This is a genomic window from Mesorhizobium sp. WSM1497 (genome assembly GCF_001672455.2).
In the GTDB taxonomy this organism is placed as follows: Bacteria; Pseudomonadota; Alphaproteobacteria; order Rhizobiales; family Rhizobiaceae; genus Mesorhizobium; species Mesorhizobium ciceri.
This window is the reverse complement of the sequence record NZ_CP021070.1, coordinates 3,359,215-3,380,781: the sequence shown is the minus strand read 5'-3', so window position 1 is coordinate 3,380,781 and position 21,567 is coordinate 3,359,215. Positions and strand designations below refer to the sequence as shown.

Genomic DNA, 21,567 nt, shown 5'->3' with positions numbered 1-21,567 from the left:
GAAGCGCAGGAAACCGCCATTTGCAGGCCGGCCTCACCTGAATCTAATGCACGGCCGCGTACATGATCTTCTCCTCCGTGGCCTCCGCCGGCGAAAACTCCTCGACGATGCGGCCCTGGCGGCAGACCAGGATGCGGTCGGACAGGTTCATGATCTCCGGCAGGTAGGACGAGATGACGACGACGGCCAGCCCCTCATCGGCCAGCCGGTTGATGATCTGGTGGATCTCGGCGATCGCGCCGACATCGACGCCACGTGTCGGCTCGTCGAAGATGACGATGCGCGGCTTCTGCACCAGCCCCTTGCCGATCACCACCTTCTGCTGGTTGCCGCCTGACAGCTCGACGACGCGCGCATTGTCGTTGATTGCCTTGATGTTCAGCGTCTTCGTCCATTCGGCCGAGAGCGCGCGCATCTCCTGCGTGTTGATCACCCAGGCCTTTTCCCGGCCCGCCGCCAGCAGTCCGCCGAACAGGTTTTCGGCAATGCCCATCGTCTCGAAGATGCCTTCGCTCTTGCGGTCCTCGGTGACATAGACGATGCCGTCGGCCACCGCTTCGCTCGGCACGAGATAGCGCACCGGTCTGTCATCGAGTTCAATCGCGCCGCCGCGCAGGAAATCCCGCTTGTAGATGCCTGAGACGATCTTGAATGTCTCGGTGCGGCCGGAGCCGATCAGCCCGAACACGCCGGTGATCTGGCCCTCGAAGATCGAAAAAGAGGTGTTGCGCACGACATTGCTCATCGAAATGTCCTGCACCGACAGCACTTTCTTGCCCGCCTTGCGCAGCTTCGCTTCGTCGCGCTGGCGGTAGATCTGTCCCGATAGCGTGCGCCCGACCATGGCGGAAACGATCCTGTCGCGGTCGAAGGCGGATGTGTCGTTGGTAATGACCAGCTCGCCGTCGCGCAGGATGGTGATGCGGTCGGCGATATCGAGCGCCTCTTCCAGCGCATGGCTGATGAAGACGATCGAGACGCCGCCCGCCTTCAGCCGGCGGATCAGCGCGAAGAAGTGCCGCTTCTCCTCCGGCGTCAGCGTCGCCGTCGGCTCGTCGAAGATGATGATCTCGGCATTGTGGTGGACGGCGCGCGCGATCTCGACCATCTGCCGCTTGGCCGCACCCAGCGTTGCCACCATGGCGTTGGGGTCGACCGGAAAATTCAGCGACTGCAGGAACTGCTGCGCTGAAATGTAGGTGCCGCGCAGCCGGTTGAGGAACTTTTCGGTGCCGAGATAAAGGTTCTGCGCCACCGTCATCGACGGCACCAGGCTGGTCTCCTGGAACACCATGGCGATGCCGGCTTCAAGCGCTGCGTGCGGCGAGGCGTAGGCGATTTCCTGGCCCTTGTGGAACATCTTGCCTGAAGTGGCGTCGACCACACCGGCGATGATCTTGGTCAGCGTCGATTTTCCCGCGCCGTTCTCGCCGAGCAGCGCATGGATCTCGCCCTTGCGCAGTTCGAAGCTGACGTTCTTCACCGCAGGCACGCCGCGATAATTCTTGGTGACGTTTTCCAGCCGAACGATCGGTTCCATCAGAAACCTCCCGAAGCGAGGTCGATCGCCAGCACGCAGTCACCGCCTCTGGAGGCGACAAACAGCCGGCCGTCCTTTTCCGCAACGCTGCAGATGCCATGACGCGTGCCGTTGGCGCGGCTGTGCAGGCTGAACAGCGGCTGCATCTTCTGGTCGAGCCTGACCACCAGCCCATAGGAGCGGCTCGGCGACCACGGCTTGTGGATGCCCATGGTGCGGATGCCGCCGCATTGCAGCGGCTCGAGGAAGCTGCGGCTGGACGCCAGTGCCGGCGCGATCCAGTAGGCCGGCGGCACTTGGCTCAGCATGTCCTGCCGGTAATGCGTTTCCTGCAGCACGAATTCGATCAGCCGGTTGCGCGGCGCAAACAAGGTCAGCCAGGCCCCACCATCGGCGGACGGCGACAGCCTCGCGGGATAGCCTGGCAGATGCGTCAGAACCGTCGAACGGCTGCCCGTCGCGCCGCCGAAACGCACCAACTGATGGCGCCAGCTTTCACTGACAAGCACATCCTTGCCGACAGGATGCAGCCCGTAGGGAAAGGCAATGTCGCCGGCGAGCTTGCGAAAATCACCGCCTGCCGCGTCTCGCTTCCAGAGCGAACCGGACGCGCCCTTCTTCATCAGATCGGCGGCCCATTGCGATGGCACATGCTCGGCCGAGCCGTTGGCCAGCCACAGCGTGCCGTCATCCGCATAGGCTAGTGCGGTGATGCAGCTGATCCCGGCCGGCAGCGAAACCTCCACGCCTGACATCAGCAACTTGCCGCTTTCCAGCCCGACCGTCAGTTCGCCCAATGGCGACAGCGCCAGCGCGGTGACGGCAGACGGAAAGGTCTCGACCACGACAGGTTGCGCTCCAGCAGCAATCGAATGGATGGCGTTGCCGCTGGAGACCACCAGCCTGTCACCGGTAACCAGCAGATTATCCGGTTCCGTCAGCTCGGCAAAAGCCGGCGCATCATCCAGCCGCGTATTGGGGCGAAAAGCGCCGTCGAGCGGCGGGATGGTCACCGCCTTGCCGCGGAACAGGTCGAGCACCGGGTCGAGGATCATGGCTTTGCTCCCCAATAGGAAGCGGGGCTGGTCCAGTTCGGGTCGGCGCCTGCAATCTTGTAGCGGCCGATGCGGTTGTTGAGGATGCCGCCTACGAACAGATACCCCTTGTGCTCGCGCATCGAGGTGACCATCGGGTGCGCGCCGCCGGTGAGATCGCCCATCGCCTCGACGATGCCGCCCCTGTCATTGAATTTCACCACACCGCCGGTGTTGATGTTGGGGAACAGCCATTCGTCCTGCGGCAGCCGGCGCGTCATGCGCTTGCGCATGTCGGGATGGCGCAGCGACAGGTCGAAGCTCGGCGTGCGCATGCCGAGCCACGCCATCCAGTAATTGCCGTCGGAGGCGCGGTTGATGTTGTCGGGATAGCCCGGCATGTCGCGGATGACGCATTCGGCGGTGCCGGCCTTCGGCCCTTCCAGCCAGTAGCGGTGCACGCGGCAGGCCCAGCTTTCGGCGAAGAACAGCGACTTGCCGTCATGCGCCATGCACACACCGTTGGTGTAGCGGTAGCCGTCGAGCAGCGTCTTCGTCGAACCGTCCTTCGGGTCGTAGACCAGCAGCCGGCCGGTGGCACGGTTCTCGATCGAATCCAGCGCCCAGTCATGGGCGTCATAACGCTTGGTCGAGTCGGTGAAATAGATGCGGCCATCGGGTGCGATGTCGCAGTCGTTGGGGTCACGCAGCCGCGCATCGTCGACGATCGAGGTCCAGGACCGCGATGTCTCGGCCGACAGCCGTTTGACTTCGCGCTGCGGCGAGACCGAATAGAGTCCCATGGCGCCGACGCAGCTGATCAGATTGCCTGATTTGTCGAAGGCCAGCCCCAGCGGGAAACCGCCGATATGGGCAAACACCTCCGACCTGACATAATCGGGCGCGAAGAAACGGACGATCTCGCCATGGCGCGTGCCGCAATAGAGATTGTCGTCGCGGTCGAGGATGACGTCTTCCGGCCCCTCCAGCTCGCCAAGCCCGATATGCTCTGCGGCCGACAGCCTGTTGTCGAGTTCGTATGGGGTGCCCGAGCCGGGTGCGGCCGACTGTGTCTCGCCCATCTTGAGATAGACCGGCGCGACATAGACCTCGTTCAGCACCTTGTGCCGGTTCTTCAGCCAGCGGATGTCGATGGTCACCGCCACTGCCAGCATGATGCCGAGCACCATCTGGTTGGTGCCGGTGCCGTAGCCCAGCCGGATCAGCCCATTGGTCATGGTCAAGACGATGATGGCGCCCATCAGCCCCTTGATTACCGAGCCTCGGCCACCGCCGAGGCTGACGCCGCCGACCACCGCCGCCGTCAGCGCCATGATCTCGAGGTTGAGGCCGGTGCCCGGCCCTGCCCCGCTCAGCCGGCAAGCAATGAGGAAGCCGCCGATCGAGGCGCAGAAGCCGGAGAAGACATAGGTCATGAACACGGTGCGACGCACGCGGATGCCGGCGTTATGCGCCGAGCGCCTCGAGCCGCCGACCGCCAGCACGTGCCAGCCCGGCCGCGAACGCGTCAGCGCGATATGGGTGACGATGGCCAGGATGATCGCCAGCCACACCGAGACGGACAGCCCCCAGAAGGTGCTGTCGCCGATGAAGTCGAGCACATCCGATGTCGCGGTCGAGAGCTGCACATCGGCGGCATAGGTGGTGACCAGGATGTCGAACAGCGCCCGGCCGAAGATGAAGGTCACCAGCGTGGTGAGGAAGGCGCGCAAGCGGAGATAACCGACGAGGTAGCCGTTGATGGCGCCGAAGATGAGGCCGGTGGCGAGCGATGCGGCCAGCGCCAGCCAGATCGACTGTTCGAGGATGAAGAAGACATAGACGGCGGAAAAGCACGACAGCGCGAAGATCGAGCCGACCGACAGATCGATGCCGCCACCCAGCATCACCACCGTCATGCCGGTGACGACCATCGAGAACTCGCCGAGCTGGCGGGTCGATTCCTGCAAAGCGGTCAGCTTGAAGAAGCCGGGAATGACCGAGCCGAAGGTGGCCAATGTCGCCACCAGCGCCAGGAACGGAATGGCGTTGTCGGTCCAGCGTTTGGTCAGTATCTCGCCGACGACATGGTCGGGCACGAGATTGTAGCGCCAGGACTGGAGGCGTTCGCGAAAGGACATCGGCTGCTGCTATTCCATGAGGGGACGAGGTGACCGGATCCTTCCGGTCACCTCGCTTGTACTTCAGTCGAAAAGGTGCGGCTTACTTTGCCGCCGCCGCTTGTGCCTGCAGCGCCTTCAGGTCCCAGCAGCTGTCGGGCTTGAGGTCGGCCTTGGTCGTCGCCTTCTCCAGCGTGTAGATGTAGGTGTGCGAGGTGCCGGCCGGCTGGCCGCTCTGCAGCAGGAACTTGATGATGGCGTTCATGTCGCCCGACTGGCGAGCAAGATCGGTCATCACCACAGCGCCATAGGTGCCGTCGACCAGCTTGTCGCAATCGGCCGCCTTCTCGCCGCCGCCGGTGGTGACCAGGAACACCTTGCCGTCGAGTTTGGCATCGCGGATCGCGGCGGACGCGCCGGTGGCGTCGCCATCCCAGAAATCGATGATCGAGCAGATATCCGGGTTCTGCTGCAGCATCGTCGTCGTCACGTTGCGCGAGGTCGTCGCATCCCAGTTGGAATCGGGCTTGGCCACCACCTTGAAGTCGGGATTCTTGTCCAGCACCTTCATGATGCCGGCATACTGATAGAGGCTGGAGGAGTTCGCCTGGTCACCCTGCACAAGGCCGATCTTCTTCGACGAGTTCGGGCCGCAGCCCTTGATCGCCGCTTCGGCCTCGAGCTGGCCAAGCCGGTCCCAGTCACTGCCGATAAAGGCGTCGGCCGGGAAGTTGGCGGGATTGTCGACCAGGATGACATAGGTGCCGGCGGCCTGCGCCTTCTTCATCAGCTTGGAATAGGAGTTGAGGTCCGGCGCGTGGATGATCAGCACATCCGGCCTGGTGTCCGAGGAGATGGCGTCCGTGATCGCCTGCGCGCCGGCATCGACGACCCAGTTCGGGTCGCGCGTCTCGAACACGCCGCCCCAGGCCTCGACTTCGGTCTTCAGATAGTGCGCCCAGCCCTGCGCCAGGTCGAAGCCCATTGCCAGAGGCACCAGCATGACGCGCTTGCCCTTGAGCGCCTGCGCGTACGCAGCCGGGCCCGGATCGTCGGCGGCGAAGGTTGGCGCCACGAAGGCGGTGACAGCGAGCGCCGTGGCGGCGGCCATGAGTGTCTTGATCAGTTTCATGTCGGATCCTTTTGCTTTGGTCGTTGTTATCAGCGGCCGGCCCCAACCGTCCGCCGCAGTTCAGGTCTAAATGTCGCCCTGCTGGGCGGTCTGCTCGTCACGTGGATTGATGATGCCGTCGACGATGATGGCGCCGAGCAGGATCGCTGCCTTGATCAGGTTCTGGTAGAGCAGCGGAATGTCGATGATGGTCATGGCGTTGAGCAGGATGCCGATCAGTGCCGCACCGACCAGCACGTTGCGCACCCCGCCGCGCCCGCCGGACAGGCCGATGCCGCCGATAACCGCCACCAGCACGATATCGTAGAGCAGCGTCGAATTGACGACGCGGGTATTGATCGAATGCAGGCTGGCCGCCGTCAGCAGGCCGGCGACCAGTGCGACGAAGGCGGAAAGCACATAGCGCAGCACCAGCATCGGCCGCACCGGCATGCCGATGTTGCGGGCGGCCACCGGATTATCGCCGGCGAAATAGATATAGCGGCCCCATTTGGTGTAGCGAAGGAACAGGAAGAACAGGAAGGCCAGCCCTGCGAAGACGAAAACCTCGATGGGAATGTCGAGGAAGCGCAGGCCGCCGAGCAACTCGACCCAATGGCCCTGCGGCACCGGCACGGCATCCTGCGTGATCAGTTGCGAGCGTACATAGCCGAAGACGAAGGAGCCTGTCGCCAGCGTCACGAAGATCGCCGGCACGTCGGCATAGGCGACGAGAAAACCATTGAGCAGGCCGATGGCCAGCACACTGGCCAGCACATAGGCGAAGGCAAGCCCGTCCGGCGTCCCCGAATTCAGCAGTTGCAGGTACCAGGCGACCGACATCGCCATGATCGCGACGGCAGAGAGGTCGATGCCGCGGCCGATGATGACCACGGCCATGCCGAGCGCAAGGATGCCCAGCACCGACACGGAGCGGACGATGGCGACGAGATTGTTGGGGTCGATGAAGCCTGGCAGGCCTATAGCCGCTGCAACGAACAGCACCACGGCGATGGCAAAGACAATGCCTTCCTGGTTCAGGCTCCTGAAATTTGGCCAGCCGATGGTGTTCATGTCTGCGTTTGCCCCGATGGCAGCGCTGCCATCCCTGGGAAAGAACGCTAATCGGCCCAACGCCGGTTCGTCAAATGAATCCGCGCCCGGAACCCAGGCCGGCTGCGATATTTATCGAGTGGACGCATCGATTGCCGAAGCTGGCGCAATGCGCGGAAAACTCTGCGCTTTTGGCAATTGGTTGCGCCATTGCGGCCGCACGCGAAAGCGCTGAACCAAGGCAAAGGGACAGGACGGAATTTATCTCCGCATCAGGCGGAAAAATCGATCTGAATTTCCCGGCGAGTGCCCGGAAACCTCCGCGCCCGCACCTGGCGGGAGCACGAGAAAACGCAACGCCGCCACCAGCCCGATGGCGCCGATCACCAGAAAGGCTACTCGAAAATCCACAAGATCGAGAGCGGGGCGATCCCTGACGATCTGCGACAGATTAAGGATCGCCGCCGCCACCGCGACGCCAAACAGCATCGCCACCTGCTGCAGCATCGAGGACAGCGTCGCCGCGGAGCTTCGTTGCGACGCATCGATGTCGGCGAAGGCCAGCGTGTTAAGGGCGGTGAACTGCATCGAGCGCGACAGGCCGGCAATCAGCATCAGCGCCACCACCAGCGCTTGCGGCGTCTGCGGCGAGATCGCTCCGCAAGCCATGATCGAGGCCGAGGCGATGATGCCGTTGACGACCATCACCGAGCGGAAACCGAAACGGCGCAGCGTCGGCGTGGTCACCGTCTTCATGCCGAGATTGCCAAGGAAATAGGCCAGGATCATCAAGCCGGCATCGACAGGCGAAAGGCCGAAGCCAACCTGGAACAGCAGCGGCAGCAGGAACGGCGTGGCGTTGATCGCCACCCGGAAAATGGTGCCGGCGGCAAGCGTCGAGATGGCGAAGGTCAGCACCTTGAACGAGGAGAGATCGAGCAGCGGATGCGGCGCGCGCCTGAGATGGCGCACCGCCAGCCAGCCGAGGACGATGCCGGCTACGATCAGCAGCGCTGTCGGCAGCACGCCGTCCTCGGGATGCGCGATACGCTCGAGACCGTAGAGCAGCAAGGCAAGTCCCGCCGATGTCAGGAAAAAACCGGGCCAGTCGAGCGGCTTGGGGTCGGCCTCGCGGTCGCCTGGGATGAAACGGGCGACCAGCGCCAGCCCGATCACGCCGAGCGGGATGTTGATGAAGAAATTCCAGTGCCAGGACAGATAGGTGGTGATGAAGCCGCCGAGCACCGGCCCGACCACCGGCGCAAACAGTGCTGGCCAGGTGATCAGCGCCGTGGCGTTGAGCAGTTCGGATTTCGGCGCATTGCGCAGGACGAGAATGCGCCCAACCGGCGTCATCAGCGCGCTGCCGAGCCCTTGCACGACACGTGCGGCGACGAACTGGGTCAGGGTTTGCGAGAGGCCGCAGGCGAGCGAAGCCAGGGTGAACAGGACGATCGCCAGCAGGAAGATGTTGCGCGCCCCGAACCGGTCGGCGAGCCAGCCCGACAGCGGCACGAACACCGCCATGGTCAGCATGTAGACGGTGATGCCGATGCTCATCGCCACCGGCGACACGCCGAAGGAGGCGCCCATCTGCGGCAGCGATGTCGAGATGATCGTCGAATCCAGCAACTGCATGAAAAAGGCGATGGCGACGATCAACGCCACGCGCCGCGCATGGGTGGCCGTTTCGGACAAGGTTGCGGTCTCGGGAATGGCAGTCATGACGGAACCGGTTTGAACAGCATCTCCCCGGCGGCGTCCAGAGACGTCGCAACAAACTTTCGTGTGCCGCCATGGCCTGCTATGGAATGGATGGGGCCGTCGAGGAGAGTATACGCGTAACATGAAGCCCATCTACATCGACTACCTCAATGCCCTCGATATCGATGCCCTTGCCATGACCGATGGCGAAATCATCGCCGCCGTCGAGGCTGGCCTGGTGGCGCAAGGCAAGGGCCAGACGGTGATCGAACCGCGCGTCCATCTCGAGCCGGACCCGTCCTTCCACGGCCATTTCAACGTGTTGCGCGGCTACGTCGCGCCGCTCGACACGGCCGGCGTCAAGATCGTCGGCGACTATGTCGACAATTACCTGCATGGCCTGCCTTCCGAATTCGGCATCCTCAACCTGTTCGACCCGCGCACCGGCGCGCCGCGGGCCATCCTCGACGCCACCGTCATCACCGACATGCGAACCGGCGCCGTCACCGCCATCGGCGCCAGGCATCTGGCGCGCAGGAATTCCAAGGTGCTGGCCCATATCGGCGCGCGCGGCACCGCCTACTGGAATGTGCGCCTGCTCGACCATCTCTTCGATTTCGACGAGATTCGCGTCCATTCGCGCCGCCCGGAAAGCCGCGACGGTTTTGCCGCCGAACTCTCCGCCGATCTCGGCAAGACGGTCACAGCGGTGGCCGACTGGAAAAGCTGCATCGAGGGCGCCGACATCGTCGTCGAGGCCTCGCGGCTGCCGGAGCCGCAGCCGTTGCTGAAGACCGAATGGATCAAGCCCGGCGCGCTGGTCGTGCCCTATGGCACGATGAGCGCGGTGGAACTGTCGTTGACCGACATAATGCAGAAAATGGTCGTCGACGATTGGGGCCAGTGCAAGGGCGGCAAGTTCGGCTCGCTACGCGCCCATGTCGAGACCGGGCGGCTGAGCGAGAAGACGCTGCATGCCGAGCTCGGCCAGATCGCCGCCGGCCTGAAAGTTGGGCGCGAAAGCGACGACGAAACGATCCTGTTCTGGCATCGTGGCCTGTCGCTGTCTGATATCGCGTTGGGCAAGGCGATGCTGGCCAAGGCGCAGGCGCAAGGCATCGGTCAGAGGCTGCGCTTCGCATGAGCGCGCTCGTCCTCACCGGAACCGGCGTCGGCGTCGGCGATGTCGCTGCAGTCGCCCGCGATGGGCGCAAGGTGGAGATCGGACCCGATGTCATCGGCAGGCTTGAGAAGGCACGAAGAGTGCTCGACCAGGCTGCAGCGTCCGGCCAGCAGATCTATGGCCTGAACACCGGGCTCGGCGCCAATCTCGGCACTGCTGTAGAGGGCGATGCCGGAGCCTTCCAGCGCCAGTTGCTGGAGGGACGCAGCGGCGCCGTCGGCGAAGGATTGCCGGTCGATGCGGTGCGGGCAAGCATGGCCGCGCGTGCAGCGATGCTGTCGGTTGGCGGATCCGGCCTTTCGCCTTCCGTCTTCGTTGCTTTGGTCGACGCGCTCAATGCCGGCGTCCATCCCGTCATGCCGTCGCTCGGCTCGATCGGCGCCGGCGACCTGGTGCTGATGACGGCACTCGCCCGCATGCTCACCGGCGAAGGCGAAGCCGACTATCAGGGCCGTCGCATACCGGCGGCCAAGGCGCTGATGATGGCGCGCCTCGCCCCGATCAGCCTGGCGCCCAAGGACGGGCTATCGCTGATCAACGCATCGGCGGTTTCCGCCGGCAGCGGCGCACTTGCGGTGACGGATGCCCTCACTGCCCTGGCCCAGCAACAGCATGCCGGGGCTCTGACCATGGAAGGTTTTGGTGCCAACCGCACCATCCTCGACCCGCGCCTGCATATGGCGCGCCCGGCAGCCGGCCAGCAGGAAGCAGCCAAGGTGCTGCACAATCTGCTCGTCCGAGACGACGCGCCGGCACCGACCACCTTGCAGGACCCGCTGTCGATCCGCTGCATGCCGTCGGTCCATGGCGCACTGATCGAGGCGATCGGCCAGGCGAGACAGGCTGTCGAGATCGAGCTCAACGCCGCCGCCGACAACCCGCTGGTGCTGGGCGATGATGAACTGGTACTGTCGACCGGCAATTTCCACACCGCCGCACTGGCGCTCGCCTTTGAGACGCTCGGCCTGGCGATCGCCCAATGTGCCGCGGCCAGTGCCGCGCGCTTCATCCAGCTCACCGGTTCGGGCCGCAATGGCCTACCGAAATATCTGTCGCCGGTCGGCGGCGCCTCGGCCGGCTTCGTGCCGTTGCAGAAGACAGTGACCTCGATCCTGGCCGCCATCCGCCACAAGGCCAATCCGGTGATGCTCGACTTTCTGGCCGTGTCGGAGGGCGTCGAGGATCACGCCACGCAGACACCTCTGGCGGTTGCGAAATGCGCAGGGATGATCGCGCTGTGGCGGCGGCTGATCGCCTTCGAATTGATGGCCGCCGCGCAGGCCGTCGACCTGCGCGACGGCTTCACGCTGGCGCCGCGCACCGCCGCACTTCACGCGGGGATACGCGCTCTCGTCCCCATGCTGAAAGAGGACCGGCCGCTCGGCATCGACGCCGAAGCGCTCTACGCCGCGCTCGCCGGCGGAAATTGGCCGGCCTGACGCGGCTTCTCAGAAGACGACGGTCTTGTGGCCGTTAAGCATGACGCGGGCTTCGAGATGCAGCTTGACGGCGCGCGCCAGTACCCGGCTTTCGATGTCGCGCCCGACGGCGACGAAATCCTCGGCGCTCATCGCATGGGTGACGCGTTCGGTCTCCTGATCGATGATCGGGCCCTCGTCGAGGTCGGAGGTGACGTAATGCGCCGTCGCACCGATCAGCTTGACGCCGCGGTCGAAAGCCTGGTGGTACGGCTTGGCGCCCTTGAAGCTCGGCAGGAACGAATGGTGGATGTTGATCGCCCGTCCGAACAGCCGGTCCGACAGACCTTTTGAAAAGACCTGCATGTAGCGCGCCAGGATGACCAGTTCGGCCCCTGTCCGCTGCACCAGGTCCAGCAGCTTCTGTTCCTGTTCGGCCTTGTTCTCCTTGGTGGTCGGCCAATGGTGGTAGGGAATGCCCTCCAGCTCGGCGAAGCGGCGGGCATCCTCGTGGTTGGAGACGACGGCTGCAACCTCCGCGTTCAGCCAGCCGACCCTGATCTGGTACAGCAGATGGAGAAGCGCGTGGTCGAACTTGGAGACCATGACGATGATCTTCGGGCGGCGTCCCTGATCGACCAGCGCGGTCTTCATGCCGAAGCGGTCGACGCTCGATTCCAGGGCCCGCGCCAGACTGTCCCCGGTCGAGCCTGGCGGGCTGATGAAGGCGATCCGCATGAAAAAGCGATTGGTCTGCCGGTCCCAGAACTGGCTGCTTTCGGCGATGTTGGCGCCGTTCGCGGCAAGCTCCGCCGTGACGGCGGCGACGATCCCCGGCCGATCCTCGCAGGAAAGCGTGAGAATATGAACCGGCGCGGCCTCGTCCGTCGCATCATTGCCTTGAGATTTCACGCCCCGTCGACCCTCTTCATGAACAGGCTGAGTTCAGCCGGATCCATATGCACCACATGCCTGTCTTCGGGATAGGCGAGACTGTTCACGTCGGCAACATATTCCGAAAACGCGGCGATACGCTCGGCCTGCAAACGATCATATTCGGCGGCGAAATTGCGATACACCTTGGAATGACGGGGCATGTGGCCACGGTTCTGGCCGAGAATGTCGTCGGCGAACAGATATTGCGCATCGCAACCGGTACCCGCTCCCATCGACAGCATGATCAGCGACGTCCGCTCCGAGATCGCCTTGGCCACCTCGACCGGCACCACCTCGATCTCGGCGCCGATGGCGCCTGCAGCCTCCAGCTGCTTCACCGCCGCGAAGACCTCCATGGCGGTGTCGGCGGTCTTGCCGACCGCCTTGAAGCCGCCAGTCCAGGTCGCCCGTGACGGGATCAGCCCGACATGGCCGATCACCGGGATATTGTCATCGGCCATCCGCTTGATCGTGGCATGACCGGCGCTGCAATAGACCGCGTCGGCGCCGGCCTTGTAGAGCCGGAAGGCCCAGCGCACGAAATCGTCCGCCGTGCCGATCTCGTAGAAATTGTCGCCCGGCATGGTGAACAGGCTGGGCGCCGCGTCGCGGTACTCAGGGTTGAGCACCAATTCGGGCGGCACCGAGACGATGTCGACCCCTGCGCGCTCCGCGGCCTCGGCCTCGTCCATCGTCAGCACACGCAGCATGGTCAGCTGTCGCTTGCCCTTCATGGCGCGCAAATCCGCCACCGTCGGTCTTTTTCGGCTCATCAAAAGGGTTCCCTCAGTTGCATTCGGCGGCAGGTCAGCCGATCTGGATCATCACTTTGCCAGCCTCGACCTTCACTGGATAGGTGGCGAGATTGACGCATACCGGTGCGCCTCGAGCCACGCCCGTTTTGTAGTTGAAGCGGCCATTGTGCTTGGGGCATTCGATGATGTCGTCCATCACCAGCCCATCGGCCAGATGCGCCTTCTCATGCGTGCAGTATCCGTCGGTTGCGAAGTACTCGTCATCGGGACTGCGATAGATGGCGAAGGTACGGCCGCCATGATCGAAGCGGATGACATCCTCTTCCTCGACATCGTCGACGCCACACGCTTCAACCCAGTCGGCCATCTGCTTCTCCCCTATTCCGCCGTAGCCGGAACGGTCAGTGCATGGAATTCGTCCCGATACGGCCGCGCCGTCGGCGGCAATTCACGTTTGAGGAAATAATCCTCGTACTGAAGCTGCTTCAGCAGCACCGGCCAGACCTCGCGATAGGCATGCCACATCGAAGGGTTCGGCTCGGGCAGATCGTGCTTGATCAATTCGTGCAGCCTCGGCAGCGCGTGATAGGGCACCATCGGGAACATGTGATGTTCGACATGATAGTTCATGTTCCAATAGATGAAGCGGCTGATCGGGTTCATGTAGACGGTGCGCGTATTCAGCCGGTGGTCGGTGACATTGTCGGCCAGGCCGATATGCTGCAGCAGGCCGGTCAGCACCATGTGCCAGCTGCCGTAGAGGCGCGGCAGGCCGATCAGCACCAGCGGCAGGAACGACCACAGATAAAGCGCCAGCCCGATCGCCGCGACATAGATGGCGACATGCCAGCGCGCGGCTGTGACCACCTTGTGAAGCTCCATCTCGGGAATAAAGCTTTTCTCGTCCGGCGAGATGCTGCCGAACGCATTGCGCACCAGCGTCGGCAGCGAATAGCGGAAATCGAGAACACCGGTGAAGGCGAGTGCGGCGCGCAGCAGGTCCGGCGGACGCATCACCGCGATCTCGGCGTCGCGGCCGACGATGATCGTGTCGGTGTGGTGGCGGGCATGGCTCCAGCGCCAGGTCACCGGATTGCGCATCAGCATGAAGCTGGCGATCTGGTAGACGGCATCGTTCATCCAGCGTGTGCGGAAGGCGGTGCCGTGGCCGCACTCGTGCCAGCGCGAGTCGCTGGACGAGCCGTAGAGCACGCCATAGACGAGCAGGAACGGCACCACCCACCACGTGCCCCAGAACCAGGCGATCCCGGCGGCGGAACCCAATATGGCAACGATCCAGATGATCGTGTCGCGGATCGCCGGGCCGTCCGAGCGCTGCATCAGCTCTTTCATCGCCTTGCGCGGCACATCGGTGTGATACCACTCGGCCGAGGCCAGCCCGGTCTCGATCGCGATGCGCGTGCTTTCCCCGACCAGGCTGTAGTCGCGCTTTTTCTCCATCACATCGACCTCCGATTTCCGGCCCGCCAGCCGGAGCGTTCGTTTCGCCTCATGCCCTGTCCGCCAATCCCGGAAAATTTCCCGACGGCGCAGGATAATCCTGTTGCGGCTGCCTTGCGATCGACGCGATCTTCGCTTCGGCCTCGGCGATCGCGCCGGCGCCGTCGAGCACCCGGAACACCGCGTCGTAAGAACGGCTTTCACTATGCTCCAGCCAGATCATCTCGCCCCGCTCGCGCGCCGCGAGATTGCCCAAGACATGGTGTGTCGAGGGCTCTATGCCCAGCGCATACTGCCCCGCCTGGAAATTCTGCCATTGATAGGCGCAAGGCAGCTGGTCCTTGCGCGTCACCACTTCGAAGCCGAGCCCGAGCTGATCGTTGACCACTGCCACCGGCACCTCGCGATTGGCGTCCGCCGCCATCTCGTGCTGCCAGACCTGCTCGCTGAAACCCGATTGCGGCGCCGGCATCGTGCGGTAACCCACCTTCTGCGCCTGGTAGCGCTCGCCGGCATGGCCGGCCCAGACGACGTCGCGGATCGGCGCCAGATAGCGCGAACCCTCGTCGAGCAAGGGATGGCTGACATTGACGTGGTAAAAATACATATGCGGCGTGCGGTTGAAACCGTGGTTGACGACGCGATCCGACAGCCGGATCTCGTTGCCGCCGACATCGGCCTCGATACGCCGGATCAGATGCAGATCCTCGCCGAACACTGCCGATTGCTGAACGATACCTTCGGCCCACAGCACGCAGCGGTCGCCATCCCAGGCCTCGCCATAACCGGTCAGCCGCGCCGGAATGGTGCCAACGCGGCCATGCAGCGAATGGATCACGGTCTTCCTGCCCGGGTAGTTGTAGCTATCGGCCGGCACCTCTTCGCGGCCCAATATGTGGTCGAGGCCGCAGGTGACAAGCAGGCCTGAAAACGAGCGCGCCCAGGCGAGCCCCCCTTCCCCCTCATAATCGTGCAGGCCGGGGTGGCGAAAGCCGCTCGGCGAATGCCAGCCGATCGCCTGGCCCTTGAAGTCGCAATCGGCGATGTCGAGCGCCCGGTCGACCAGTGCCGTGAAGCGCAGGCCCGAGCCGGTGCGGAACTCCAGCATGCGGATGCCGCGTTCCACGCCGTCGCCAAGCGTCATCAGCCGCACGCCGGCAAATTGCGACAGCATGCCCGAACGTTCCGACACCTGCCGGCGCGAAAGCGTCTTGCCGTAGAGTTCTACCATGTGACGGCCAACTTCTTCACTTCGCTCTCGTCTCTTTCAGCAAGGCCGACATATCGGCGCCGGTGATGATGCTTTCCACGGTCAGAAGATCGGTATCGGCAACCGTCTGCTCGGCGACGATCTCGCCGCGGCGCATGACGATGATGCGGTCGGCGACCTGGAACACGTGATGGATGTTGTGGGTGATCAAGAGCACGGAATGACCGGCGTCACGCACCTCCTTGACGAAGCGCAGCACGCCATGGGTTTCCTCGACACCGAGATTGTTGGTCGGTTCGTCGAGGATGATGACCTTGGCGGCGAACTGCATGGCGCGAGAAATCGCGATCGACTGCCGCTCGCCGCCCGATAACGTAGAGACCAGCGCATCGGCGTCGAGTTTTTTCGAGATGCCGACGCGCTTCAACAGCGCCGACGCCGCGTCTCGCAATTTGGCGAAATCGAGCGGCGCGAACACGCCCAGACATTTCAGCTTGACCGGCTCGCGCCCAAGGAAAAGATTGCGCGCGATGCTGAGATCCGGCGCCAGAGACGTATCCTGATGGATGGTCTCGATGCCGAGGTCCATCGCATCGCGTGTCGAACGGATCGAAACCTTTTCACCGCGCACATAGATGTCGCCACGGTCGATCGGAAACACACCGGAAATCGCCTTGATCAGCGTCGATTTGCCGGCGCCGTTGTCGCCGAGCAGGGCCACCACCTCGCCTTCCTTGAGGGCAAAGGACGCATCCTTCAGTGCGCGGACGCTGCCGAAGGATTTTTGCAGATTCTGCAGCCGGAGAACTTCCATCGTCAGCCCCTTGCGGCGTTCTTCTGCAGCAAAGCGTGCAGGATGAGCATGGCGAGGATGATCAGGCCGACGAAGATGTTGTAGGCGAGGCCCGGCACGCCGATCAGCACAATGCCGTTGCGGATCGCGCGCAGCATCAGCGCACCGACGATGGTGCCGAGGATCGTGCCGCGTCCGCCGGTCAGCGCCGTGCCGCCGACCACCACCATGGCGATCACTTCGAGCTCGTAGCCGGTGCCGGCCACCGGTGAAGCGGCCGAAATGCGGAAGGCGCTGATCATGCCGGCCAGCCCCGCCAGAACCGAAGTCAGGATGAACAGCCACACCTTGACGGCGTCCGCCGGCACGCCACGCGCCACCGCCGCGTTGCGGTTCGAGCCGATGGCGCTGATCCAGTTGCCGAGCTTGGCATAGCGCAGCACGTAGATTGCCAGCAGCGAGAGACCGATGAACCACCACAGCGAGGTGTAGAACCGGAACGAGCCGACATTGAAGCTGCCGGCCAGCAGCGTCACGAAAAAACCCGGCTGGTCCCAGGATTTCAGCGGAAAGCCCTGTGTGATGTAGAGCGCTGCCCCACGCACCACGAGCAGCATCGAAAGCGTGACCAGGAAGGACGAAATGCCGATCTTGGTGACGATCAGCCCGTTGATGGCGCCGATGGCGATGCACAGCAGAAGCCCGGCCAGAAGGGCGGCACCTATATCCACGCCGCCGTTCTGCACCAGGAGCATGACGACGACCGGCGCCAGCCCGAACACGGCGCCGACCGACAGGTCGAACTCGCCCGCCGTCAACAGCAGCGTCATGCCGAGCGCGATGATGCCGAGCTCGGGCAGGAACGCCATCATGTTGGAGATGTTGAGCGGCGACAGGAAATTGGCATCGGCAATGGCGAACACCGCGAGCAGGACAATGAGGATGACGAGCGAGGAGAATTGCGGCGAGCGCATAAGGCCCGGTCTGCGTTTCCCGACAGGCATTTCGTCTTCTGCGGCGATCATCATGACTGCTTGAACCATGCTTTGAAGAGACGCCCGCGGCTTGCGCCGCGGGCACCGGTTTTCACTTCGTGTCGTAGAGTTTCAGGATCGGTTCGACGCTCGAGGCGTCGTAGAGGCTGAACGTGTGGATGTCGTAGCCGATCGGCTCACCCGAAGCGGCGAGCCCGAGCAGCGCCACCGGCATGAAGCCCTGCGCAGACGGGAACTGCCAGGCGGCCGCGTTGACGAAACCGGATTTGACGGCTTCCGCGGTTTCCTTGGAATTGCCCCAGCCGACGACCGGGATCTTGCCGGCCGGCACGCCGGCGCCGTCGAACACCCGCTTGACGCTGGCCGCGACGGAATCGCCAAGCGCGATGATCGCCGGCGGATTGTTGGCGACCATGTAGTCGGTCATTTTGGCAATGATGCCGGCCGGGTCGGTGCCGCAATCGACCACATCATATTTGATCCCCAACGGATCGAAGACACTGGCGATGCCTTCGGTCTCCAGCTGCTGATAGCTGGCGCCGGGCACTTCCACCGGCAGGAACACCTTGTCGCCCTGCTTCACCATCTTGTGGTCGACAAGATACTTGGCCCAGATGACGCCCGCCTCCTTGAGATCGGCGCCGACATAGGCTTGCCGTCCGGTCGCCGGATCGTCGGTGTTGAAGAACACGATCGGGATGCCGGCTGCCTTGGCCGCCTTCACCTCTTCCGTCCACAAGCCCGGCTGGGCCGAGGTGGTGGCGATGCCGTCGGGCTTGGCCGCAAGCGCGGAATTGAAGGCCTCCTTCTGCGCCGCCATGTCGCCGCCGCTGAATGAGATCTTGCAGGTCACCTTGAGCTGGTCGCAGGCTTTGGTCGCGCCGGCATTCCAGTCCAGCCAGAACGCATCCGACGGACCGCCATGCGACAGCAAGTAGAACGTCTTCTGGCCATCCTGCGCCATTGCCGGCGCGCTCAACGAGACGCCGGCGAGCAGCGTTACGGCAGCCGCCAGTTTCAATGCGAATTTCAACATTTTTTCTCCTCCCTTACTTTGGAACCGAACCGCGCCGCCGCAAATCGACGGCGCGCAGTGATCGTCACAGACCATTGGCGCGGAACTTCCCGTCGAGGAATTTCTTGGCGCGCGGCACGTCGTCTTCCGAGAGATGCTCGATGATCACCGGGATGTTCGGATGCTTTTCCGCCAGCCGCTGGAGATAGAGGTCGTAGTTCAGCGAACCGAGGCCCGGTGCCGGCAGCTCGATCTCACCGACGCCACGGAATGTATGGCTCTCCAGCGCGTCCTCGTCGCCGATATCGGCGTGCTTCTCGGACTTGTCGCCGCCCGAACGCTTGACGTCCTTGGCGTGAGCTATTCTGATCTTGTCGGTCAGCGTGTCGAACACCTGGTTCAGGATCTGGTCCATCCTGTCGATGTTATGCGTCTCGAAATAATTGGTCGGGTCCATCAGCAGACCGAGGCCGGGGTGATCGACCTGCGCGAACATCTTGACTGTCTCCTCGACCGAGCCGACGACGTTGTTGACATAGGTTTCGAGCAGGAAGACCGCGCCGTGGTCATAGGCCGTCTGGGCAAGGTCGGCGATCACTTTGCGGCATTCCTCGAACCCTTCCTCGGTCTTGTTCTTGGGGTGATGCACCCAGTCGGATTCGGTGTTGTAGGTGCCGGTTTCCGAGATCACATACGGGCTGCCGAAATGGCGGGCGTTGCGGATGATCTCCTTGAGGTAGCCGACGCGCTTGTCGCGCTCGGCCTTGTCCGGGTGGATGATATTTGTGTAGCCGGAAATGCAGCACACCGGCAGGTGATGATCGCGGAAGACGTCGCGTACCTTCTTGGCCTTGTCCTTGGTGATCTGCCCCGCCGACAGGTCGACGTCCTTGAAGTGGAGGTCGAGTTGCACCGTGTTGAAATCGAGCCCGCGGATCTTCTTCGCCGTCTCTTCGAGGCCGTACGGGAAATAGCCCGTGAAAATACCTGCCTGCATCATGGTATGAATTCCTCCCTGTAAGCGATTCAGTTGTTTGGTGTTTCAGCTGCGGTGATCATGTAGCGATTTCGGAAAGCTTGACCGTGCGGCCCTCGTCGATCGAGCGATAACCCGCCTCGACCAGCGCCATGGTCTTGACGTTGTCGGCGACCGACAGCGCCGGCGGCGTGCCGGTCTTCACCGCGTGCTGGAGCTGCTCCATCACACCGATAAAGGCATGCGGGAACCACATCGTGTCCCAGCTCGGGCTGACCCATTCGCCGCCGGTCGTCTCGGTCGAAGCGTAAGTCAGCGTCGAGGCAGCGCCCGTCGGCCAGCCGATGGTGCCCTTCGCGACCCCCTTGCTGCCGTCGACGCGCCAATTGATGTGCTGGTCGTCCTTGTAGCCATCCTGGCGCGGACCGGACCAGACATCCTCCAGCGACACAGCGAGCACACCGGACGGAAAGCGCAGCGTCGACACCGTGATGCCGTCCGAGTGGTCGAATTTCGTGCGCGGGTCTTTGCGTGTCAGCGTGGTGATCTCGTCGGGATCGCCGAACAGGAAGCGCAGCACGTCGAGATGATGCACGCTCATATTGGCGAGCGTCAGCCGGTCATAGTCCTCGAGGAAGCTCTGCCAATGCGGGATGGCGTGCATGTCGATCTGCGCGAAGACGATGTCGCCCAGCGCGCCGCTGTCGATGATCTGCTTCAAGACGCGCATCGATTGGTCGTAGCGCATGTTCTGATTGACCGAGAGGATCTTGCCGACCTTGGCCGCCTCATCGCGCAGCTTGACCGCTTCCTCGACTGACAGCGCCAGCGGCTTCTGCGCCAGGATCGCCTTGATATGCTTCTGCCTCAGCGCGTGACGGATCAGCGCCGGCTGCAGGTCGGGCGGGAAAGCAAGGTCGATGATCTCGACATTTTCGTCCTCGATCAGTTTTTCCGGTGTGTCGTGGACGGTCGGAATGCCCCAGCGCGTCGCCACCTTCTCGGCGCTGGCCCTGGTGCGCGAGGCGATTGCCACCACCGGGAACCCGGCTTCCTTGTAGGCGGCGAGATGGCACTCGGCCATGATCATGCCTGCGCCGACACAGCCGATCTTGTATTCCTTCGTGCGGACCTTCACGTCCGGCTCGAAGCCTTTGCTTGCCATCTCTTCCTCCCGAAAGTCTTTCCTTGCGGCGGCCGTCATCGTGCCAACGCCCCGCCGCTCTGTTCGAAATAATGCACTCTGGCCGGCTCGCAGGATATCGCCACCATGGCATCCGGCCGGATGTCGGGCTGGCCGCGCAGCAACGCCTTCAGCCGCGCCTGCCCGGCAGCGAGCGTCACCACGGTGTAGCCGCCAAGCGGCTCGACCTCGAACACTCGCGCCGGGCGGCCCGGGCCCCCATCCGCCCACGGTCTGACCTTGATGTCCTCCGGCCTCAGCCCGATCTCCACGGCGTCGGCGGGCGCTGTCTTGTCGTCGATGCGGATCGTGCCTTCAGCCGCTTCGACACCGCCATCGCCGCGCGCCGATCTGAGGATGTTCATCATCGGCGAACCAAGCAGCCTTGCCACATAGGTGCTGGTTGGGCGGTCGTAAATCTCTGCCGGCGTACCGATCTGCCTGATCTTGCCGTCCTCCAGGATGGCGATGCGGTCGGCGACCGACATCGCCTCTTCCTGGTCGTGCGTGACGTAGATCAGCGTCTTGCCGAGTTCGCGCTGGATGCGCTTCAGCTCGACGCGCGTTTCTTCGCGCAGCCTGGCGTCGAGCGCCGAGATCGGATCGTCCATCAGATAGGCATTGGGATCGCGCACCAGAGCCCGGGCGATCGCCACGCGCTGCCGCTCCCCGCCCGAAAGCTGTCCCGGCGGCTTGTGCAGGATATGGCCGATATGTAGCTTCGCCGCGACGTCGGTGACCCGCCGCTTGATCTCGGCCTCGGCGACCCGGCGTTCGACCAGGGGAAAGCGGACATTTTCGAGCCCGCTCATATGCGGGAACAGCGCCAGGTTCTGGAACACCATAGCCACGTTGCGCTCGGCCGGCGACATCGCGTTGACCGGCCTGCCTCCGATCAGGATTTCGCCGGTGTCAGGTGTCTCCAACCCGAGCACCAGGCGCAGGATGGTCGACTTGCCCGACAGCGGCGGACCGAAGAAGCAGAAGAACTCATTGTCGTTGACGGTGAACGAGGCGTCGTCGACGGCGAGTGTATTGCCGTAGCGTTTGGTCACATTACGGAAGACGATATCGGCCATC

Annotated in this window: 19 protein-coding genes; 2 read left to right on the top strand and 17 right to left on the bottom strand. The window is 63.5% G+C overall.

The window, feature by feature from the left end:
- Window positions 1-43 precede the first annotated feature (43 nt).
- The 6 genes from A9K65_RS16465 to A9K65_RS16440 form a co-directional block, all read right to left on the bottom strand.
- A complete protein-coding gene (locus A9K65_RS16465) occupies window positions 44-1,540 on the bottom strand; it encodes a sugar ABC transporter ATP-binding protein (RefSeq protein ID WP_064993875.1) in 1,497 nt (498 codons plus the stop codon).
- Window positions 1,540-2,595: a hypothetical protein gene (locus A9K65_RS16460; RefSeq protein WP_027160705.1), complete on the bottom strand. Its 1,056-nt coding sequence runs from the start codon at window positions 2,593-2,595 to the stop codon at window positions 1,540-1,542. The genes A9K65_RS16465 and A9K65_RS16460 overlap by 1 nt, the downstream gene beginning before the upstream one ends.
- Window positions 2,592-4,715, bottom strand: coding sequence for an SMP-30/gluconolactonase/LRE family protein (locus A9K65_RS16455; RefSeq protein WP_027160706.1), 2,124 nt, complete (start codon window positions 4,713-4,715; stop codon window positions 2,592-2,594). The genes A9K65_RS16460 and A9K65_RS16455 overlap by 4 nt, the downstream gene beginning before the upstream one ends.
- A gap of 82 nt (window positions 4,716-4,797) precedes the next feature.
- Window positions 4,798-5,826 carry a sugar ABC transporter substrate-binding protein gene (locus A9K65_RS16450; RefSeq protein ID WP_013530838.1) on the bottom strand — a complete coding sequence of 343 codons (1,029 nt, stop codon included), beginning with the start codon at window positions 5,824-5,826 and terminating at the stop codon, window positions 4,798-4,800.
- Window positions 5,827-5,892: 66 nt separating this feature from the next.
- On the bottom strand, window positions 5,893-6,879 hold the full coding sequence (locus tag A9K65_RS16445; RefSeq protein WP_064993876.1) for an ABC transporter permease: 987 nt from the start codon (window positions 6,877-6,879) through the stop codon (window positions 5,893-5,895).
- 240 nt (window positions 6,880-7,119) lie between these two features.
- Entirely contained in the window at window positions 7,120-8,583 is a 1,464-nt protein-coding gene (locus A9K65_RS16440) for a DHA2 family efflux MFS transporter permease subunit (RefSeq protein WP_064993877.1), read from the bottom strand.
- A 121-nt stretch (window positions 8,584-8,704) separates the two neighbouring features.
- Here A9K65_RS16440 and A9K65_RS16435 point away from each other — a divergent pair, with 121 nt between their 5' ends.
- Window positions 8,705-9,706, top strand: coding sequence for an ornithine cyclodeaminase family protein (locus tag A9K65_RS16435; RefSeq protein ID WP_027160708.1), 1,002 nt, complete (start codon window positions 8,705-8,707; stop codon window positions 9,704-9,706).
- Window positions 9,703-11,184, top strand: a complete 1,482-nt coding sequence (gene hutH / locus A9K65_RS16430; protein ID WP_064993878.1) for a histidine ammonia-lyase — start codon at window positions 9,703-9,705, stop codon at window positions 11,182-11,184. Before A9K65_RS16435 ends, hutH begins: the two co-directional genes overlap by 4 nt.
- 9 nt (window positions 11,185-11,193) lie before the next feature.
- On the opposite strand, the gene purU is transcribed toward hutH, so the two are convergent.
- The 11 genes from purU to A9K65_RS16375 all read right to left on the bottom strand — a co-directional run bounded on the left by purU (window position 11,194) and on the right by A9K65_RS16375 (window position 21,566).
- The gene (gene purU, locus A9K65_RS16425; protein WP_013530834.1) at window positions 11,194-12,075 is read right to left on the bottom strand and encodes a formyltetrahydrofolate deformylase; all 882 of its coding nucleotides are present in this window, start codon (window positions 12,073-12,075) and stop codon (window positions 11,194-11,196) included.
- The gene (locus A9K65_RS16420) at window positions 12,072-12,872 is read right to left on the bottom strand and encodes a 3-methyl-2-oxobutanoate hydroxymethyltransferase (protein ID WP_064993879.1); all 801 of its coding nucleotides are present in this window, start codon (window positions 12,870-12,872) and stop codon (window positions 12,072-12,074) included. Before A9K65_RS16420 ends, purU begins: the two co-directional genes overlap by 4 nt.
- Before the next feature lie 34 nt (window positions 12,873-12,906).
- Window positions 12,907-13,221, bottom strand: coding sequence for a MocE family 2Fe-2S type ferredoxin (locus A9K65_RS16415; RefSeq protein WP_013530832.1), 315 nt, complete (start codon window positions 13,219-13,221; stop codon window positions 12,907-12,909).
- Between the two features lie 11 nt (window positions 13,222-13,232).
- Entirely contained in the window at window positions 13,233-14,315 is a 1,083-nt protein-coding gene (locus A9K65_RS16410) for a fatty acid desaturase family protein (protein WP_084015810.1), read from the bottom strand.
- A gap of 49 nt (window positions 14,316-14,364) precedes the next feature.
- The gene (locus tag A9K65_RS16405) at window positions 14,365-15,546 is read right to left on the bottom strand and encodes an aldose 1-epimerase family protein (RefSeq protein WP_064993881.1); all 1,182 of its coding nucleotides are present in this window, start codon (window positions 15,544-15,546) and stop codon (window positions 14,365-14,367) included.
- A 16-nt stretch (window positions 15,547-15,562) separates the two neighbouring features.
- Window positions 15,563-16,345, bottom strand: coding sequence for an ATP-binding cassette domain-containing protein (locus A9K65_RS16400; RefSeq protein WP_198327639.1), 783 nt, complete (start codon window positions 16,343-16,345; stop codon window positions 15,563-15,565).
- Window positions 16,342-17,322: an ABC transporter permease gene (locus A9K65_RS16395; protein ID WP_064994053.1), complete on the bottom strand. Its 981-nt coding sequence runs from the start codon at window positions 17,320-17,322 to the stop codon at window positions 16,342-16,344. The genes A9K65_RS16400 and A9K65_RS16395 overlap by 4 nt, the downstream gene beginning before the upstream one ends.
- Before the next feature lie 82 nt (window positions 17,323-17,404).
- Window positions 17,405-18,349, bottom strand: a complete 945-nt coding sequence (locus tag A9K65_RS16390; RefSeq protein WP_024501562.1) for a substrate-binding domain-containing protein — start codon at window positions 18,347-18,349, stop codon at window positions 17,405-17,407.
- A gap of 64 nt (window positions 18,350-18,413) precedes the next feature.
- Complete coding sequence (locus A9K65_RS16385; protein WP_027160716.1) at window positions 18,414-19,328, bottom strand: sugar phosphate isomerase/epimerase; 915 nt, start codon at window positions 19,326-19,328, stop codon at window positions 18,414-18,416.
- 55 nt (window positions 19,329-19,383) lie between these two features.
- The gene (locus A9K65_RS16380; protein WP_064994054.1) at window positions 19,384-20,469 is read right to left on the bottom strand and encodes a Gfo/Idh/MocA family oxidoreductase; all 1,086 of its coding nucleotides are present in this window, start codon (window positions 20,467-20,469) and stop codon (window positions 19,384-19,386) included.
- Between the two features lie 35 nt (window positions 20,470-20,504).
- Complete coding sequence (locus A9K65_RS16375; protein ID WP_064993883.1) at window positions 20,505-21,566, bottom strand: ABC transporter ATP-binding protein; 1,062 nt, start codon at window positions 21,564-21,566, stop codon at window positions 20,505-20,507.
- Between the last annotated feature and the right edge of the window lies 1 nt (window position 21,567).